Source organism: Paenibacillus sp. J2TS4, from assembly GCF_018403245.1.
Lineage (GTDB): Bacteria > Bacillota > Bacilli > Paenibacillales > NBRC-103111 > Paenibacillus_L.
The window spans coordinates 178,194-197,943 of the sequence record NZ_BOSH01000008.1 but is presented as its reverse complement, the minus strand read 5'-3'; the positions used below and the strand labels follow the sequence as shown (position 1 = coordinate 197,943).

The 19,750-nt window shown below is 46.9% G+C and carries 15 protein-coding genes; 7 read left to right on the top strand and 8 right to left on the bottom strand.

From position 1 onward, the window contains the following. Position 1: 1 nt before the first annotated feature. The 3 genes from KJS69_RS18065 to KJS69_RS18055 all read right to left on the bottom strand — a co-directional run bounded on the left by KJS69_RS18065 (position 2) and on the right by KJS69_RS18055 (position 3,659). Positions 2-877, bottom strand: a complete 876-nt coding sequence (locus tag KJS69_RS18065) for a carbohydrate ABC transporter permease (RefSeq protein ID WP_213585189.1) — start codon at positions 875-877, stop codon at positions 2-4. An 81-nt stretch (positions 878-958) separates the two neighbouring features. Further along, a complete protein-coding gene (locus KJS69_RS18060) occupies positions 959-2,335 on the bottom strand; it encodes an ABC transporter substrate-binding protein (protein ID WP_213585188.1) in 1,377 nt (458 codons plus the stop codon). 97 nt (positions 2,336-2,432) lie between these two features. Next, a complete protein-coding gene (locus KJS69_RS18055) occupies positions 2,433-3,659 on the bottom strand; it encodes an ROK family protein (RefSeq protein WP_213585187.1) in 1,227 nt (408 codons plus the stop codon). 293 nt (positions 3,660-3,952) lie between these two features. On the opposite strand from KJS69_RS18055, the gene KJS69_RS18050 reads away from it, so the two are divergent. From KJS69_RS18050 to tkt, 3 genes are read left to right on the top strand one after another with little or no spacing between them, the layout of a single operon-like run. Beyond that, positions 3,953-5,002: an NAD(P)-dependent alcohol dehydrogenase gene (locus tag KJS69_RS18050; RefSeq protein ID WP_249730582.1), complete on the top strand. Its 1,050-nt coding sequence runs from the start codon at positions 3,953-3,955 to the stop codon at positions 5,000-5,002. A gap of 40 nt (positions 5,003-5,042) precedes the next feature. Further along, positions 5,043-6,728, top strand: coding sequence for a ribulokinase (locus tag KJS69_RS18045; protein WP_213585186.1), 1,686 nt, complete (start codon positions 5,043-5,045; stop codon positions 6,726-6,728). Positions 6,729-6,755: 27 nt separating this feature from the next. Then, positions 6,756-8,765: a transketolase gene (gene tkt / locus KJS69_RS18040; protein WP_213585185.1), complete on the top strand. Its 2,010-nt coding sequence runs from the start codon at positions 6,756-6,758 to the stop codon at positions 8,763-8,765. A 237-nt stretch (positions 8,766-9,002) separates the two neighbouring features. On the opposite strand, the gene KJS69_RS18035 is transcribed toward tkt, so the two are convergent. Both KJS69_RS18035 and rlmD read right to left on the bottom strand, forming a co-directional pair. Further along, the gene (locus tag KJS69_RS18035) at positions 9,003-9,584 is read right to left on the bottom strand and encodes a DUF4256 domain-containing protein (protein WP_213585184.1); all 582 of its coding nucleotides are present in this window, start codon (positions 9,582-9,584) and stop codon (positions 9,003-9,005) included. A 23-nt stretch (positions 9,585-9,607) separates the two neighbouring features. Continuing rightward, positions 9,608-11,068: a 23S rRNA (uracil(1939)-C(5))-methyltransferase RlmD gene (rlmD, locus tag KJS69_RS18030; protein WP_213585183.1), complete on the bottom strand. Its 1,461-nt coding sequence runs from the start codon at positions 11,066-11,068 to the stop codon at positions 9,608-9,610. A gap of 652 nt (positions 11,069-11,720) precedes the next feature. Between rlmD and KJS69_RS18025 the strand changes: the two genes are divergently transcribed. Beyond that, the gene (locus KJS69_RS18025; RefSeq protein ID WP_213585281.1) at positions 11,721-13,496 is read left to right on the top strand and encodes a B12-binding domain-containing radical SAM protein; all 1,776 of its coding nucleotides are present in this window, start codon (positions 11,721-11,723) and stop codon (positions 13,494-13,496) included. A gap of 1,156 nt (positions 13,497-14,652) precedes the next feature. Here KJS69_RS18025 and KJS69_RS18020 read toward each other — a convergent pair. The 3 genes from KJS69_RS18020 to mnmL form a co-directional block, all read right to left on the bottom strand. Then, on the bottom strand, positions 14,653-15,618 hold the full coding sequence (locus KJS69_RS18020; protein ID WP_213585182.1) for a type I phosphomannose isomerase catalytic subunit: 966 nt from the start codon (positions 15,616-15,618) through the stop codon (positions 14,653-14,655). Positions 15,619-15,729: 111 nt separating this feature from the next. Beyond that, the gene (gene mnmM, locus KJS69_RS18015) at positions 15,730-16,305 is read right to left on the bottom strand and encodes a tRNA 5-(aminomethyl)-2-thiouridylate-methyltransferase MnmM (RefSeq protein WP_213585181.1); all 576 of its coding nucleotides are present in this window, start codon (positions 16,303-16,305) and stop codon (positions 15,730-15,732) included. 9 nt (positions 16,306-16,314) lie between these two features. After that, the gene (gene mnmL, locus KJS69_RS18010) at positions 16,315-17,280 is read right to left on the bottom strand and encodes a tRNA modification radical SAM protein MnmL/YtqA (protein ID WP_213585180.1); all 966 of its coding nucleotides are present in this window, start codon (positions 17,278-17,280) and stop codon (positions 16,315-16,317) included. A gap of 241 nt (positions 17,281-17,521) precedes the next feature. Between mnmL and KJS69_RS18005 the strand changes: the two genes are divergently transcribed. The 3 genes from KJS69_RS18005 (at position 17,522) to trmB (ending at position 19,637) form a co-directional block, all read left to right on the top strand. Continuing rightward, positions 17,522-18,025, top strand: coding sequence for a WGxxGxxG family protein (locus KJS69_RS18005; protein WP_213585179.1), 504 nt, complete (start codon positions 17,522-17,524; stop codon positions 18,023-18,025). 483 nt (positions 18,026-18,508) lie between these two features. Next, on the top strand, positions 18,509-18,700 hold the full coding sequence (locus KJS69_RS18000) for a hypothetical protein (protein ID WP_213585178.1): 192 nt from the start codon (positions 18,509-18,511) through the stop codon (positions 18,698-18,700). Between the two features lie 226 nt (positions 18,701-18,926). Further along, positions 18,927-19,637, top strand: a complete 711-nt coding sequence (gene trmB, locus KJS69_RS17995; protein ID WP_213585177.1) for a tRNA (guanosine(46)-N7)-methyltransferase TrmB — start codon at positions 18,927-18,929, stop codon at positions 19,635-19,637. Positions 19,638-19,750: the final 113 nt, after the last annotated feature.

Here is a 19,750-nt window from a genome sequence, read left to right as displayed (position 1 = left end):
CTCATATATTCTTTGTATTCTTTTTCATCATAAATCCATAAAATCTTTGGACAACAATAAGCGTAAGTGCTACGGTAACTACGGCGATAGCGGCAGCTGTTCCCACATTCCAATCATAGAACAGCGCCTTATAGGAATAATACGGCAAATTGCTTGACGAACTGCCCGGACCTCCGGATGTCGTTACATAAATTAATCCGAACACTTTCAAAATATTGATCAACCCCAATGTCATGGCTACATTGATATGATCTTTAATGAGAGGCAATTGAATATGGGTTAACAATTTCCAACCTGTAGCCCCATCGATTTTGGCGCTTTCTATAATTTCAGACGGCATGTTTTGCAATCCGGCCATAATGATGAGAAAGAAGAAAGGGGTCCACTGCCATATGATTAGGATCATAATGGTCAGCAATGCATATTTTCCAAAGAAATCAATCGGTTCTATCCCCAGTGCGCTGGAGATATAATAATTCAGACCAAGCGATGGATTCAGCATCAATGTTTTCCATATAATACCGACTACCGCTTCCATCACAAAATAAGGGATAACAAACAGCGTTCTTAGCAGATTAACTCCCCTAAAGTTTCGGTTAAGCATCAAACCGAATAAAATGCCAAGCACCGTACATATCGTTAAAGCAACGACAACAATCAATAAAGAATTAAATACAACTTGATAAAACTGACTGTCCGTTAATATTCTTTTATAATTGTCGATTCCGGCAAACTTTATGCCTAAATCGGGTCTTTTGACGTTCCAACTAATAAATGAAAAGATGATGGTAAGAATAAATGGAATCTGTGTAACCACTCCAACTACAATAAGAGCTGGAAGAATTAATAATTTACTTTTATCGCCCTTTGTAATCATTGTTCTTCTCCTCTGCAATTAATAAAATTACTGGTACGTACATGCGGCGTACCAGTAATTTTGGAGAAAGTAGTTCTATCGTTACTTCACGTATTTTCCCTCAACAGCTACATCCGTCAATATTTTTTGTCCTTCTTCCAATACGGCATCAATATTCTTTTGATTGACTAAATAGGATGCAAGTAATTGAGCGATTTGTTCACCCCAGGATGAATATTCAGCCATGTTTGGAATGGAATTTCCTGTATAGGGCGTTTTATTAACAGAAGGATTACGAAAATCTACTTGCAAAATAGCTTTTTTGGTAATGTCCGCGAAATCACTGGCTTGCTTATAATTTTCATTGTCATAAGTAGATACACGAGTGCCTGAGGGCGTACTTTCCCAGCCTTTTTTCTCGCCCACAAGATTAATATATTCCTTGCTTGTAGCCCATGTCAGAAACTTGAATGCGGCTTCTTTATTTTTGGAAGAAGCATTAATCGCAATGCCCCAGCCGCCAATGGTATTGGTAGCGTCTTGTTTCACTTGAAGCGGCGCCATGGCATATCCGATTTTACCGGAAACTATAGAATCTTTGGAGTTGGCGAGCGTACCGGCCGATACACTGGCGTCGTACCACATCGCTGCTTTCCCGGTCGACATTAAATTCAATGCTTCTGTATATCCTGTCGAAGTAGGTCCCGCTTGTCCGGCATCAGCCAAAATTTTCTTATAGAATTCAATCGCATTTTTCATTTCTGGCGTGTTAAACGTGGCTTTCCAGTCCATATCATAATATTGTGCCCCAAATGCGTTGGCGATAGAACTGAAAATAAACATATTTTGTCCGCTGCCAGGCAAGCCTCTTAGGGCAATACCGGCAATGCCTTTTTCTTTATCTTGTGCTGCCACGGCCAGCTCATACACCTGATCCCACGTTGGATTTTCCGGCATCGTTAAATTTTTCGCTTCAAAAATTTCTTTATTATAGAATAATAATGTCGTTTCCGCATAGAACGGCAGCGCCCCCAGACCTTTCGTTTCGGAGGATAGCGAATCTCTAACTACAGGAAAAATATCTTCGACATCATACCATGCTTTTTCTTCATCGCTCATGCTATTAAGCAGCCCGTCCAACGGCTCGGTCCAACCGTTATCCAAATAAACGGCTGAATCTTGAGCGCCGATAGTAAACAGATCATACTGCCCGCCGCCTAAACCGACATCCTGCGTAATTTTCGAACGGATTTCATTCTCGGAGAGAACGGTATAATTTACTTTTATCCCTGTCTTTTCGGTAAATTCGGAAGTCATCTCTTCCATAATGACCATATCATTGTTGTTTACTGTAGCAATATTAAGCACTGCATCCTCTTTTGCATTTTGCCCGCTGCCGCTCGAACATCCGACTAACAAGGTTCCGGCCAAAGCAAATGCAGATACTAAATTCAATCCATACTTAAGCTGTTTTTTCATATGGTGACCCTCCATTAGATGAACATAGATGAACAAAAAGAAGAACAAAATTGTATGCGACCTTTCTATGGCTTGCTGTTCTTCTCACCTCCTTCAATTAACCATAATGGGTTTCAATGAATTCAATAATATTGAGCGAATCCATATACTTTCTGACTACCATCAATCCTGCCCCTTCCAACATCCCTCCCTTTTCATATTTGGAAAAGCGAATATCTATAGAGTCTACAATTTCCTCTGGCAGGTCGCTGCTTAAATTGTTTTTCAATTGCGCCAGAAATTTGGGGGAACTGACAATCATATCTCCAAAAGTAATCGTGTCCGGGTTCAGGATATAAATAAGATTTTTGATTCCATAGGAAAGAAACCAAGCCATCTGACTCACTGCCCAAACCGCCAGCTCATCATCCTTCTCATAAAAATGATAAATTTCGCTTATGGAAGAATGCTCATGCAACTGTGAATTTGGAAACTCGTGCAATCTTTCTTCCACTAACCGGACTAAATTTACAGGGGCCGCATACCGCTCCAATATGCCAACCTTATTGAATTCACTGCGCTTGGCATTGAAGTTGATGCCCATGTGTCCGATTTCACCTGCGATCCCATTTTTGCCCCGGATCAAATGGCCATCGATAATGATTCCTCCGCCAATCCCGTCTCCCAAATTCAAATACATCATTATGCCTTTAGTATTTCCTGTTTCTTCTACATAATCTCTCCATTCCCTTAATGCAGAGACGTTTGCGTCATGATCGATGTAAACGTTCAAGTGGGGATATTTTGCTTGGATTTGCTCCTGGAAATCTACCTTTGAAAGCTCTGGCATATCATATACCTTTGCAATCGTTTTCCCGTTATAGGTCATTAATGGGCCTACAATCGCTATACCGATGCCCAATACCTTCTTGCTTGCATCCATGGCAATCATTTGGTCTATTCCATCGTAAATAAAAGTTAATATGGAAGATATTGGCGAGTCCTTATCGATCTTGACCAAGCTTTTTTGCAGCACTGCGGCTTGAATATCACACAAAGCAAATTCTATGGAATCGCGATTAATCCTTACGGCAACGGATACAACATCATCCAGAGCCAGTGAAATTCCGGCAATTTTGCGCCCATTATCAGATAAAATAGGCCCTTGTTCTTTAATTACACCCATTTCTTCGAATTCATTAACAATATTGGTTATTGTCGCTTTATTTAAACCGCTCTTTGCAGCCAGCATCGATCTGGAAATGACTCGATGCCTCAATAGCAAATTTAGCACTAATCCACGATTGGCCTTCTTCACTTCATCAATATTTTGAGCTCTTTTCATTTTTCCTCCATTCTGTTTATTATATAAACTTTTATAAGACAAAAAATTTACATGGTAAACTTTAATCCTATCGACAATTTGACTATATTACACACTGGAAGCGGTGTCAACTAAAATAAATGCATTTTTAATGATTGGAAAATGTTTTCTTCGCAGAAAATTAGGTCGAATAAGAATAAGTTAGCTTTATTAATTTAATTTTTTTCTTTATAAGAGTTTACATGATAAACTTTATAATTTATGATATGGATATATTTTATCATTCATTCTAAATTCAACGAGGAGAAAAAGATATGAGCCAAACGATGAAGGTAGCCATCATGAATACAGTAGGTAAACTGGAGTTCGAACAAAAGCCGGTTCCCCAAGTAAAAGATGATGATGTGTTAATCAGACTGGACTATGTGGGAATCTGCGGTTCAGATATGCATTTATTTGAAAACGGTTATATTGGAGAAAAACATGTCACAGAGCCAATTGTTTTGGGGCATGAGCCAGGCGGAGTTGTAGAAGCAATCGGAAAAAACGTTACATCGCTAAAGCCAGGGGATCGCGTAGCCGTAGAACCAGGCATTCCTTGCTATACATGCGACTACTGTAAAACAGGAAGATACAATCTCTGTCCAAAAGTTTATTTCTATGCCTCTTTGCCCGTGCTGGAAGGATGCTTTGCCGAGTACATTTCTCATCCTGCCAATTTATGCTTCAAGCTTCCGGACAATGTAAGCACACTGGAAGGGGCGTTGATGGAACCTCTGGCCGTCGGTATGCATGCAGCCTTGCAATCCGGTGCTCAAGTGGGGGCATCTGCCGTTATATTAGGCGCAGGCGCTATCGGACTGCTGACCATGCTTTCTTTAAAAAGCATGGGTGTAAACAATATCACTGTGGTTGACCTTGTGCAGAATCGCTTGGAAAAAGCCAAACAATTAGGCTGTACACATATCGTAAATGCCAGCGAAGGCAATGCCATTGACGCTGTCATGTCATTAACGGACGGTGAGGGAGCGGATTACGTATTTGAAACCGCCGGCTCCGAGGTAACGATTTTGCAAACGGCCAAAATGGTCAAGCGGGGCGGAACGATCGTTCTTGTAGGCTATACAAGCAGCGGTAAAGCGCAGTTCCATGTTAACAATATTATCGATAATGAAATAACAATAAAAACGGTATTTCGTTACCGCAACATTTATCCGAAGGCTATTGAAGCGGTATCCAAAGGAATCATTCCGCTTAAAGAGATTGTTTCCGATATTTTTGAATTCGACCGCATTCAAGAAGGAATGGAGAAATCGATTCAGCATAAAGACAAAGTAACGAAATGCGTCATTCGCATCCGCTAACCGCATCCGCTGCCCGCATGGATATAAAGGAGGTTTTGACTTGGAAAGCAGATCAAGCATGATTGTTGCCGGCGTCGATTTCGGCAGCGATTCGGTAAGAGTCATTATGGTGGAAGGAGCGACCGGCAGAACCCTGTCCGAAGCATCCTGCGCTTACCCGCGTTGGTCGCAAAGACTGTATTGCAACGATGAAATCAGTCAATATCGGCAGCATCCCTTGGATTATATCGAGGCCTTCACGGCGGCTTTTAAATCGGCGCTCAGCGGTGCCGGCGAGCATGCCGGACAGCATTTGTGCGGGATCGGAATGGATACGACCGGGTCGACGCCATGTCCAATCGATGAAGCGGGAGTTCCTTTGGCATTAAAGGCCGAATTTGCAGATAATCCGAATGCCATGTTTCATTTGTGGAAAGATCATACCGCTATTGCCGAAGCGGAAGAGATTAACGCAGTTTTTTCCACGGCTTCTTCCGTTGACTATACGAAATATCAGGGTACTTATTCTTCAGAATGGTTTTGGGCCAAAATCCTGCACACGATAAGAAAAGATGAGAAAGTGAAACAAGCTGCTTATACGTGGATGGAACATTGCGATTGGTTTGTGGGCTTGCTGACCGGGCAAACCGATCCGCAGACGATGTACCGCTCTTCTTGCGCTGCAGGTCATAAAGCTCTTTGGCATAGCGCTTTTAACGGTTTGCCGGCGGAAGAATGTCTTCAGCAATTGGACCCGTATTTAGTATTAGTGAAGCAAAGATACGGTGCCGGACCGCAGCATGCCGATTCAGCCGCAGGCAAGATTTCCAAAACATGGGCCGCACAATTAGGAGTAAATGAAGACGTCATTATATCCGGCAGCTCTTTCGATGCTCATGCTGGAGCGGTAGGGGCCGGTATCCAGCCTCACACTTTGGTAAAGGTTGCAGGAACTTCAACCGTCGATATGATGATCGAGCAGCCCGAGCGCTTGGAAAATAAAGAGATGAAGCATATATGCGGAATGGCCGAACATTCCATTATCCCCGGATATGTAGGGATTGAAGCCGGACAAGCTGCATTTGGCGATATTTTTGCCTGGTTCAAATCCGTTTTAATGTGGCCGGTTGAGCAAATGCTTCAACAAAGTGAAGTGTTATCGGAAGAGCAGAAGAAGCTGCTGCAGGAACAATGTTCGGGGCAGCTGCTCTCTCGGCTCGAAGCGGCGGCCAAGGAAATTCCGCTGCATGCTGCTAATCAACTCACTGCATTAGACTGGTTTAACGGCAGACGATACCCCGTATTAAATGAAAATGTTAAAGGAACGATTGCAGGGCTCCATTTAGGAAGCACCGCACCTGCTATTTACCAGGCGCTGATTATGTCTGCCGTTTTTGGCGCAAAGCGTATTTTTGACAGCTTCATAGAAAACGGGCTGCGAATCGACCGCATCATTGTGATTGGCGGAATCGCCAAAAAATCCCCTTACATTATGCAAATGATGAGCGATGTATTAGGCCGGCCTATTATGATCAGCAAAGAAGATCAAGTCTGTGCCAAAGGAGCCGCCATTTACGCTGCGGTCGCAGCCGGCTTGTTCACAAGCATCCAAGAAGCGCAGCGGATTTATTGCGAACCTTACGAGGCCGATTATTATCCGGACCCTAATAAGCAGCAAGACTACGCCATGAGATACGAGCAGTATATCCAACTGGCACAATCTATCGAGGAATTTCATAGTTTATAAATTCAACTCTACAAAGGACGTGCATAGATGATGACCAACATTGAACAGTTATCCGTTCTGTCGCTGCGCAGCTTAGCCATTGATATGATAGAACAAGCCAATTCGGGACATCCCGGCATGCCGCTCGGCTGTGCTCCTATGGCGTATACGCTTTGGACCCAATTTATGAATCATAATCCGAAAAATCCCGCTTGGTTCAACAGGGACCGCTTCGTACTGTCTGCCGGTCATGGCTCAAGCCTGCTTTATAGTATATTGCATCTTTCCGGTTATGCTGTATCTATGGAAGATTTAAAACAATTCCGCCAATGGCAGAGTAAAACGCCGGGGCATCCGGAGTACAATCATACACCGGGGGTTGATGCTACTACCGGCCCTCTTGGTCAAGGCATCGCTGTTGCCGTAGGCATGGCTATGGCGGAACAGCATCTTGCCGCCTTATACAATCAGCCTGATTTTCGCATGGTTGACCACTTTACGTATACCATTTGCGGCGATGGGGATTTAATGGAAGGCATCTCCTATGAAGCCGCTTCGCTTGCCGGACATTTGAAATTGGGCAAATTAATCGTGCTGTACGATTCCAATGACATCTCATTGGACGGCGAGCTGCATATGTCGTTTTCCGAAGATGTAAAACAAAGATTTGAAGCCCAGGGCTGGCAGTATATCAAGGTTGAGGATGGAAATGATTTAGAACAAATTTCTCGTGCTCTGGAGCTTGCCAAAGCTGATCTTACCAAGCCCGCACTCATTGAAATCAAGACGACCATCGGTTACGGTTCACCGAACAAAGCCGGTAAATCCGCCTCGCACGGCTCGCCGTTAGGTACCGAGGAAGCGAGATTGACGAAACAGGCATTGCAATGGACCCACGAAACGCCGTTCCATGTTCCGGAGGAAGTGTATGCTCATTTCCATGCGGAAGTGGTTGAAAAAGGAATGCATCAAGAAAAAGCATGGCAGGAGCTGATGGAGCGGTATGCCCTTGCTTATCCCGATCTGGCCAAGCAGCTGCAGGCGGCAATCGAAGATCATTTCACTCTGAACTGGAATGAAATCTTGCCTGAATATCCATTTGGAAGCTCTGCGGCAAGCCGGGCCGTATCCGAAGAAATCATTAATGTGCTGGCGAAAGAAATGCCAAGCGTAATCGGAGGTTCCGCCGACCTTGCCAGCTCGAACAAAACGATGATAAAAAATACAGAGCCGTTCTTGCCGCAATCCTACCATGGGAAAAATATTTGGTTCGGGGTCCGGGAGTTTGCTATGGGGGCCATACTCAATGGATTGGCTCTGCATGGCGGATTAAAACCCTACGCCGGCACATTTTTTGTGTTTTCCGATTATTTGCGCCCGGCTATTCGTTTGGCTGCCCTCATGGGCTTGCCGGTCACCTATGTCTTTACTCACGATAGTATTGCAGTAGGGGAAGATGGGCCGACCCATGAACCCATTGAACAGTTGGCCTCCTTGAGAGCCATGCCTAATTTGTCCGTCATCCGTCCGGCGGATGCCAATGAAACGAAAGCGGCCTGGAGATTGGCCGTAGAATCAAAAAGCACCCCGACTGCACTGGTGCTCAGCCGGCAAAATCTGCCTACCATGAAAGATACCCATCTGCTGGCCTATGAGGGGGTTTCCAAAGGGGCTTACGTGATCTCCAAAAGTAGATCGGACCGTCCGCAAGCTTTATTGCTGGCTACCGGCTCCGAGGTTCATCTTGCCGTACAAGTTCAAGAAGCGCTGGCTGAAGAACAAATCGATGTAGCGGTTATAAGCATGCCGTCTTGGGATCGCTTCGAAAAGCAAAACGTGAAATATAAGGATTCCGTCCTGCCCCCATCTGTTACTAAACGGATTGCCATCGAGATGGCTTCCTCTCTCGGCTGGGAACGATATGTAGGCCATGAAGGCGATATTATCGCGATTGACCGATTCGGCGCTTCCGCTCCGGGAGACACGATTATCGAAAAGTACGGCTTCAACGTAAGTGAAATTGCCAAACGGGTGAAGAATCTGCTTGATGTTCATTAATCCTGGCGGCACAGTTGGGATTTAGTCAGAGCTTCCGAAATTGTGGTCACCTATAATAGTTCATAGTTAAAAGCTGCAGACATGATGTCAGCAGCTTTTTTCTTCTATAGTCGACGCCATCAACGCTGTTTTCAACATCTGTTTAGCCTGTATCCATCGATAGAACCCTTCTACTATCCCAATACTTCCCGCGACCTGTTTCATCCGGGACCTATAGCGCCGACTCCTCACCAAAATTTAGACTCTTAGTGAGCCGCGAAACCCCCTTGCAGCATAATAGGATTCAGCTCCATTGTGGTACACAAAGACCGTGTCATAGCGACGATCACAAAAGATGGCCCCGCCGAGTTTTCTAATACTGGCAGGTGTTATCACCCAGCTCGATGTTTTCATATCGAAATTACCAAGTTTCTGCAGTTCCCGGTATTGTTCTTCCGTTAAAAGCTCAATGCCCATGGCAGTTGCCATTTCAATAGCATTATTTTCTGGTTTATGTTCTTTCCTTGACTCCAGCGCCTCACGGTCGTAACAAACACTTCTGCGGCCTTTAGGACTTTCCGCTGAACAATCATAAAAAATGTATTCGCCCGTCTTATTGTCATGACCAACAACATCCGGCTCGCCGCCAGTTCTTTCCATTTCATGGAGGGACCACAGTTTTTCAGTATTTGCTTCGAGCTTTGCTTGTACGTTATCCCATTCAAGACCTTTATGGCGGTTCATGTTTTTCTCAAAACGAGCTTTCAATGTTTTGAGCAGTCCTTCACGTTGTTCTGGCGACAACTCCATTCTATTGCTGATTTCACTTCTCTTTGTCATGTTCGTATCTCCCTTCAAATATGCTATTTCCTAATGAGCGACACACAGCACTCCACATGCGCCGTCTGCGGGAACATGTCCACCGGCTGCGCCCACTCGATGCGGAAGCCGGCGGCGGTGAGTATCTTGCAATCTTTCGCCAGGGTCGAAGGATTGCAAGATACGTACACGAGCCGGCGCGGCTTCGCCTGGGCGAGCGCCTGCAGCAGCTTGCGGTCGCAGCCGGTGCGCGGCGGGTCGACGACGACGACATCCGGCCGGATGCCGTGCCGGACCCACTCCGGCAGCAGCCGCTCGGCCTGGCCCGCGTAGAAGCTGGCATTACCGAGGCCGCTCAGACGCGCGTTGCGCCGGGCGTCCTCGACGGCTTCCGGCACGGCCTCGATGCCGCGCACCTCGCGCGCGAACGGCGCCAGCCACAGGCCGATCGTGCCGGTGCCGCAGTACGCGTCGACGACGAGCTCTTCGCCGGTGAGCGCTGCCGCCTCGCGCACGTAATTATACAGATGAATCGTCTGCGCCGGATTCAGCTGGAAGAACGCGCGTGGAGACAGCGAGAAGCGGACATCGCCCAACGCTTCCTCCATCCGTTCCCGGCCCCACAGAATTCGGGTGACCTCCCCGAAGACGAGCGGGGTCCGATCCGGATTCACGTTGTGGGCGATGCTGATCACCTTGGGCAGCTTCCGGCGAATCGCCTCGACGAGTTGGCTTTGCCGCGGCAGCTTGTCGCTGCCCGTGACGAGGGTCAGTTGAACCTCGTCACTCGCGAAGCCGACTCTCGCCACGATCGTGCGGAGGACTCCCTTGCCGGTCCGCTCGTTGTAGGCGGGAACCTTCAACTCCTCCAATAGGCCGCGGACGACCTGGATCGTCCGATTGATTTCCGGGTGCTGAATCGGGCAGCCGGAAATATCGACCAGCCGGCGGCTTCCCGCCGAATAGAGGCCGGTGAGGAGACGGTCGTCCTGGTAGCCGACCTGGAGCTGGGCCTTATTGCGGTAGCTCCACGGATGTTCCATTCCATGAATGGGACGGATGTTTACTTCCTCGCCTAAATATCGGGCAAATGCCTCTTTGACGATCTCTTCCTTGGCCTTCAATTGTCCCTCATAACTAATATGCTGGAGCTGACAGCCTCCGCATTGATCGTAGACGGGGCAATCCGGTTTTTGGCGATACGGGGAACGCTTCTCTATTCGCCGGACGGAAGCCGTGAGGAAGGTCGGCTCGACTTGGGTTACCGTAGCTTTAACAACCTCCTCGGGCAGGGCTCCTGGAAGGAAAACAGCTTTTCTTTTATAGTAGCCGACGCCTTCGCCATTAATACCGAGTCTTTTGACAGTTACGACAATCGGATCGCCTACGCGAACGGATTCAGCGCTGCCGGTGACGGCCTCGTGTTTTTTTCCCGAACGGCGATGGGGACTGGCTGCTTTAGCGGTGCGGGGGTGCGGATGTGAAGGTTGGTTACGCGAATTCATCTATAAGATCACTCCAAATTAGGAATTTACAGCTTGTATTATTTCTTTAATATACCCGACTCTTCACTAGAATGCATCCATGCTTTCAGGTGAATGAACGGGGAGCTCTCTGTGAGAACAGGAAAGCAGGGTTGATATGGTATGATACGTTAGGTGAGCTTTGAAAGGGTGACCGGTAAGGAGGTTGGCAGCGAATTAGCAGTGCGGAGGTGCTGTAAGTACTGCTATATATAATAGAAGAGATAAGAGCCTGCAATAATACAGGTCTTTGGGCCAAAATTAGGGAGATGAGCTAATCTAAAGCAAAAATGCAGGTAATTGTGGCAGCTTAAGTTGAATATTCGAGTTTAACTATAATTGACATGCACTATTGCACGTCTTCTTTGATATATACCGATTCCTGCCATAATAACATGCACTCCTGCATGTCTTTGCTACAACACTCGTCAGGCAGCATCCCATCGTATTTAAACGACATCCCATTTTGGCTTCATGGCCTCGCTAATTTCCGCTCGTAACGATCTCCCTTTTGTCATTCGGGAGGTTTCCATGTAGAATAGGAAAGAAGCATCGATTCGAATCTGACGATGCACGCCAAGAAATGGATGATTATGATTAAATACAATGAATGCAATAGAAGAGGGTCTTAATGATGAAAGTGCTTATTGCAACGCTTAACGCGAAATATATCCATACCTCGCTGGCTATCCGGTATTTAAAAGCTTTCTGTCAGAAAGATTTCGATGTCGATATAGCGGAGTATACGATTAAAGATCCCGTTATGAATATCGTTTCGGATCTTTATCAGAAGCGTCCGGATGTTCTGGGGTTTTCCTGTTATATATGGAACATTGAGGAGACTATAACGGTCATCCAAATGATCAAAAAAATTATGCCGGAGATAACCATCGTCCTGGGAGGGCCCGAGGTTTCCTACGATACCGAGTACTGGATGAAACGGCTGCCCGAGGTTGATTTTATCGTCATGGGCGAAGGGGAAGAGACCTTCCATCATTTGCTTCAGGTGATCGAAGGGGATCGCAAATTCCATTTTGTATACGGCATTGCTTATCGCAAAAAGGATGAGATCATTCTGGCTCCGGGGAGGCCCAAGATAAATTTGGACGACATTCCGTCTCCGCACCGGTTTGAGGAGGATGTGCCGAGTCTCGCGAATCGGGTCGTTTATTTCGAGACGAGCCGGGGCTGCCCCTTCAGCTGTCAGTTCTGTCTGTCCAGCATCGAGGTCGGTGTACGCTACTTTGATATGGAACGAACGAAGCAAGATTTACTCTACTTAATTGATTCCGGGGCGAAGCTGATCAAGTTCGTCGACCGCACGTTTAACATTAAGCGGGAGTATGCTCTTGAAATTTTCGATTTTCTGATCAAGAATCATCGCGGATGCGTATTCCAATTCGAAATTACGGCGGATATTATGCGTCCCGAGGTGCTTGAGTTTCTATCGGAGCATGCTCCTCCTGGTATTTTTCGCTTTGAAATTGGAGTCCAATCCACTAACGATCTGACTAACGAGCTGGTCAAACGGCGGCAGAACTTCGCCAAGCTGACTCGAACGGTTACGATGGTGCGGGACAGCGGCAAAATCGATCAGCATCTCGATTTGATTGCCGGACTTCCGGAGGAGGATTATCATTCCTTCCGCAAAACGTTTAATGATGTGTTTGCCCTCGGACCAGAGGAGCTGCAGCTTGGTTTTCTGAAGATGTTAAGAGGGACGGGATTGCGCAACGACGCTGATAAATACGGATATTTATATATGGATCATGCTCCTTACGAAATGCTCAGCAATAACGTTCTTCCTTTTTCCGATATTGTAAGGATTAAACGGGTCGAGGATGTGCTGGAAAAGTATTGGAACGCGCATCGCCTGGACCGCACCGTTCTTTATTTGATTGAGCGGGAATTTCCTTCCGCCTTTGATTTCTTCCAGCAGTTCGGGGATTATTGGGAAGAGCAAGGCTGGCAGAAAATCGGTCACCAGCTAGAGGATTTGTTTACCCGCCTTCACGGGTTTTTGACTGGCCGGGGAACGGCTTCCATGGGAGTCGTCGAAGGATTGATGAAGCTCGATTATTTTATGAATCATAAATATAAGCCGCGCAAAATATGGTGGACGTTCAGCTTGGATAAAGCGGAGCAGACCGAGTATTTACGGAGCTTGGCGGATCATCCCGAGTTGATATCTGCGGAGTTTGCCGCACTCGGGCTCAGTGAGAAGGAGCTGCATAAGCATGCCGTTATCGAAGTGCTGCCGTTTAATTTAGATCTATTCTTGCAAACGGGAGAAATGAAAGCAGCCGAGCCGAGCTTGCTTGTAGTCTACTATCCTCCGGATGCTTCGGGAGTACCTGCTTACTATACGACAACCCTATCCCAACTGAACAAAGTTAGACAACCTTTATGATCGGCAAGGAATGGAAAATAAAAATCTCCGGGACCCGAGAAGCTCAAGCTTTTTCGGGTCCCGGAGGTTTCTTGTTTAAATTGGAATTTTATAACGACTTTCGCAGCCTGAAATCGTCACACAGCTTCAAAGCTGCGATTTATGTAATTAGGCAATTTTAGCTGTACATTGCCGGAGTCGATGCGGGATCAAATTTGATCTTTTTCGTACTTTAATGACGATGAAGATTTTATTGGCCCCTTCGAGCCGTTGCTGCAGGTAAAACAGCCCCACACCAATCGAGTCATACCGGCTTCATCACATAGCCAAACAGTCAACCCGCCCTCGCGGCCCAACGGAACATAAATGGCTAAAAAGTTGCAAAATAGGACAACTAAACGCCTCGCGGTATTTAACTGAGCAAAGATGGCTAGATGAGCCGCAAAAAAGGACAACTAACCACCCCGTGGCCCAATGGAGCATAGATGGCTAAAGTGCAAAAAAGGACAACTAAACGCCTCGCGATACCTAATTGAGCAAAGATGGCTAGATGGGTCGAAAAATAGGACAATCTGCTGGTGCCATCACGATAACAGCCTACTCGCACAGAATGGGACCTAGATGGATTTCATGCAGCTAGTTTGCTCCGTTGAGATTAAAAACGAAGACTAAATGGAAAACCTCCATCTATTTTGTGCGAAAAGAGGGATATCCGCAAAAAACCGCCATTCTAAATGTAGTTTTTCCATCTAGTCTAATCGATTTGGCCCATTTACTTCAATTTACCTACATAAAATACAGTTAGACGCATGCTACCCTTACCGTAGACGCAACCCTTCTCCTAGACACATCCCTTACCGTAGACGCTATCCTTCTCCTAGACGCTACCTCTCCTAGAGGCTTCCCTTCTCCTGGGCGGAAAATGACAACTAGGCGAAAAAGGTGCCTGATCTCTTCATGCCCCGTCACTGCAAGGTTTCAAGCTAATTCGCTACTAATTTTCGCTCTGCAAAAGTTGAGTTACAAGTTCTCCGGAGCTCCCAGCAAAGTAATGTATAAACCACTATCGCAGCAAAGTCAGGAAGATCGACCGCGATTAGAAGAAGGTCTAAATGCCGATCCTGTAGGATGCGGACGGAATACGCTTCGAAGGTATACGTCACTTTGTGGGTTTCTTTTAGGGCAAATAGCTGCGCAGAACGGTCATACTCCCTTTCAATTGATAGCTTCCGAGGGAGGCGGGAATTAGCAGGCAGCTGCCCGCTTGAAGCGGCAAAGTGCCATCTTCCCAACAGATTTCACCCTTTCCGTCACAGACGACATGAATGACGAAGGTTTCTTCGGTTGTTTCCAGCTCCCAAGGCCCGTCTGTGATTCCCTTCTCCACTATAAAGTAAGGGGAGTGGGCCAATGTGAGCCATTGGTTTGCTTCGGTTACTTCCGTCGTCATTCGGGTGGCACCGGCCCCCTGATAGGTAATGACACTGAGCGAATCCTCGATATGCAGCTCCCGCGGTTGCCCATCCAGCCCCGGACGATCGTAATCATACAGCCGATATACCGTATCGGAATTTTGCTGCACCTCGGCTACCAACACGCCCGCCCCCAAGGCATGAACCGTTCCCGCCGGAATGTAGAAGGAGTCTCCTGCGGTAACGGGAACCTCCTGCAAGCAGTCGAGAATGCGGTTTTGTTGAATGGCTTCCGCCAGAGACTCCCGATCGGTCCCGGGCTTCAGCCCATAAATGATTTTGGCTCCTGGCTTTGCGTCGAGAATGTACCACATTTCTGTCTTCCCCAGCTCTCCGGCAGGCAGCCGCTCATAATCGTCTCCGGGATGCACTTGAATGGATAGATCGTCCTCGCAATCCAGAAGCTTGAGCAGCAGGGGAAAACGGCCGTTTTTGGAGGAGGCTCCTTTCGTTCCGAGAATAGATTCCCCGAAGCGGCTGCGGATTTCACCGAGCACCATTCCCGCCAACTCGCCATTGGCTACTTTAGTGGTCCCGTTCGGATGATCAGCGATCATCCATCCTTCCCCGATGCTGCCGTCCTGGACCGGCAAGCCGAACTTCTCGAGGGAGCGTCCGCCCCAGACTCTTTCCTTCATTTCCGGCACAAATTGTAATGGATAAGGTTTCATAGCGTTCCCTGCTTTCATAGTTATAAAGATATGAATATGTAGAATAACGGAGGGGATGTTAAGTCTCCCCTCTTTTTAGGAGCATACATGTGGATTGCATTGCGTATGCTTTTATTTTTTGGCAACGGCTATTAAATAGGGCGGATGATTACGTTGATTAATCAATTCATATTTGAGCACCTGGCAGGTTTGCTGCGGGAGTTGAGCTGCCCATTGCTCGACCTCCGCAGCTTCCTGCTCTCCTCCGGCATGGCCGGTATACAGGGCGATAGTGATTACGCCGCCGGGACGAAGCAGCTCCAGTGAAGCATCCAATGCCGGAAGCGTCGATTCGGGGACCGTAATCGTCGCATGATCGGAGCCGGGCAAGTACCCGAGGTTGAACATGATCGCCCCGACCTTGCCGTGGCATCCGGTTGGAATGCACTGCTTCATAAGCGCGTGGGAGGCTTCGATCCACTGAACAGGGTGCGGGCTGCCCATATGGCGGTCCATCCTCTCCGCGGCTTTGCGAAGAGCCTGCGGCTGAATATCAAATCCATATACTTGCCCTGATGGTCCTACCCGCTCCGCCAAAAATAAAGTGTCGACGCCGTTGCCGACCGTTGCGTCCACCGCGATATCTCCCGGTTGAAGCTGCTCGGCCGCAAGCCGGTGAGCGTAGCTCAGGATAGAAATAAATCCCATAGTGTCCTCCTAATGGTTAGCCGTTCCATTGCCGGTCCATAATTTCCCTTGCCAAGTATTTCTGGCCTTCAGCTCGGCATCTATGAAATTTAACACTTCCCATTTCTTCAGGCTCCACATCGGACCGATCAGTAAATCGCGGGGAGCGTCGCCGGTCAGGCGATGGACAATCATTTCCGGAGGCAGAATTTCCAGCGTGTCGACGACCAGCTTGACATACTCGTCTTTTTCCAAAAATTTGAGAAGACCTGCTTCGTACTGCTTGACCATCGGTGTTTTCTTCATTAAATGAAGGAGATGGATCTTGATGCCTTGCACATTCATCCGGGCAACCTGTCTTCCGGTCTCCAGCATCATGGACTCGGTTTCACCCGGCAGCCCATAGATGATATGTGCACATGTCCGAATATTGTGCTTACGCAGCTTGGCGACGCCGTCCAGGAAGCACTGGGTATCATGGGCCCGGTTAATTAACTCCGAGGTTTCCTCGTGCACCGTCTGCAAACCTAATTCCACCCATAGGTAAGTGCGCTCATTCAATTCCGCCAAGTAATCGACGACATCGTCGGGGAGGCAGTCAGGGCGGGTGGCGATGGATAATCCGACCACTCCCGGCTGTTCCAGAATGACCTCATAGTAATCCCTAAGCACGTCGACCGGAGCGTAAGTATTGGTATAAGCCTGAAAGTACCCTATATACTTGGCCTCCGGCCACTTCAGATGCTGACGATCTCGGATCGTATTAAATTGAGTGACGAGATCCTCGCGTCGATTCCCCGCGAAATCCCCCGACCCCCGTTTACTGCAAAAGGTACAGCCGCCGATGGCAATCCGGCCATCCCGATTGGGACAAGTAAAGCCTGCATCAAGCATTACTTTAAATACCTTCGAATGAAACTGGGTCTTCATTTCGTAATTCCATGTATGAAATCGTTTGTCACCCCATACAAGGGGCGATGCAGTCATTGAATTCATTAGCTGTAAGCTCCTTATCCGGTTTGAAAAAAACGTTGAATTTCCCTTTCTCATTGTAGCTTATCAACCAAAAAAATGCGACTGCACATATAACAGACCCCAGATACAGATTTAGCAGCTTCAGACGACTTCAAACGTCAATTTTACCAGTACAATCACCGGATAGAACGATATCGGCAGGAGGACAATAAGACCGTGCCATCATTTATCATCATCATTATAAAGAAGGGGGACTTTATTAGTGAAAAAGCATTTAGGGATAGCTGTCCTGTTATTGTCGCTGGCATTCGGAACGGTGGCCGGTGCGGCGGGGACTACGGATACGGGAGCCCCGGCTCCAGGCACATCAACAGTGAATACTAACGGCACGTATACCGGAGCTAAAGATATGAGCGGTAAGGCGAATTATCCTGGGACTTATGGCAAATATGTTCCGGGAGTAAACGTTCCTCCCCATCCAGCGCCGTCCGGGTTGAACGGAGCTAATGTAGGAACGACCGAAGTGAATCGGACGAGCGGTGATATGTACGGTAATGGCACAACAAGAAGCACCTACACGAATCAGGTTCCAGGCCGGGGCAATAGTACGGGGCCATATAACATGAGCACTTATCGTACTGGAGCGGCCACACGCGCGGATAACACCATGAATTGGGGCTGGCTTGGCTTGCTTGGTTTGTTGGGCTTGATCGGTCTGGGCGGAAGAAACCGGGAGGAAAACCGGGAAGACAACCGACAAAAATAATATCCCCCGAGTAAACAGACTCCTTTTCTTAAGTAAGATTAGGAGTCTGTTTTACCAATTTGGATAAATTTGGGGAGTGGAATAGGACTATATAAATTGAACTAAAGATATCATAGATCATGGAGTGGAGAAAGAAAGATGCTTCCAGGGCGAGTTTTGGCTTTGTATTCCTACTATCCGAAGGCCGAACCAATAAAATAAGGAATGATGGGTTGGATCGGGGTCCCCGAAAAGTACCTGGAATTGCTTCGAAGCTCATCTTCACTTTTTGGGGAAGGAGTATGATGTTTGAAGCTTCGGAGGCACTTTCCTTCGGAACGGAATGATCGCTTTCTTTAGTACCACTTATATAGATTGAAAAAAACGCTTCCATCCATTATATTATTTATAATAGAAGAAACAGGTCAAATTGGATACCGTGCTTCACCGAACCGCAAAGTTGAACAAACTAACCACCCCACTAATTAACAGAGGTGAGCGACGATGAGTGCACAAGTCACGATTCCCGATCAAGAACGAACGATAACCATCGAATTAACCGTCAAGGAAGCGATGGCGTTAAGCGGGGTCCGTTTTCATCAAGACCGGCATTTGCTGCCGACCGTCCGCCAAAAGCTGAGGGATCGATTATATGAGCAATGGATGCTAACCAGGATTGGCGGTCCGCCTGTCTGATTTTTTTTGTATGCAGGGTTTTATAACAAGGAAGCCAAAGCTTGATTATACTTTTCACGAAACTGATTTTATCAATCCTTCATAGCATTTGCAGAAAAGAGGATCTTGATGCCTTGTTGAACCGGGCTCAGATGCTCTTTTTGTATGCCTTGCAACATTTTCTTTTGATTTTTTAGCTTTTATGAACTATGCTGTTTTTTGATAAACAAGTTGTGGAGGTCGCGTGATGCGTTTAAGAGGAAGAAAAGGGATTAGGGAAAGTTTGGAGAAGCAAGAGGATCTGGTTGTTCTTCAGCCTTCCTTGTGGAAGGGAAGATGGTCGGAATATTTCGGCAACTCCAATCCGATTCATGTCGAATTGGGAATGGGAAAAGGAAAATTTATTAGTGAATTAAGTATTCTTCATCCGGATATTAATTATATCGGAATAGATATGTATGATGAACTGCTAAGAAAAGCAAGCGGCAAGGTGCGATTCCGCCGGGAAGAGGATGGTATAGGCCTGGATAATATAGCGTTGGCCTTGATGAACATACAAGGGATTGAGGACGTTTTTGCTCCTGGAGAACTGGAGAGGATTTATTTGAATTTTAGCGATCCTTGGCCCAAAAACAAACATGCGCGGCGACGACTCACCCATCCCGGGTTTGTTAATAAATATTTGTCATTGTTAAATGCGCGGGGGGAGATTCATTTTAAAACCGATTCCCGGAACTTGTTTGAATTTTCTCTCAATTCCTTTGCCGATCTGAAATTAAGAATGAGGGCGATCAGCCTGGATCTTCACTCTGATGGACTTAGGGAGGATCTGGTGCCCACCGAATACGAGCTGAAATTTGTCTCCCAAGGCATGCCCATTTATCGTTGCGAAGTAGTTGTTGGTCAGCAATCACTGGAGGCGCATGAAATTCGTTTAAAACAGGAAGGTAGGGTTTGAAGCGCATACAATTTCGACAATTGATGCTTGGAGACCGAAAAAGTCCGGGCATCTAGAACGAGATTCGGAAAGCGAAAATTTGGAGAATTAAGAAAAAAATAAGAAGAAAGGAT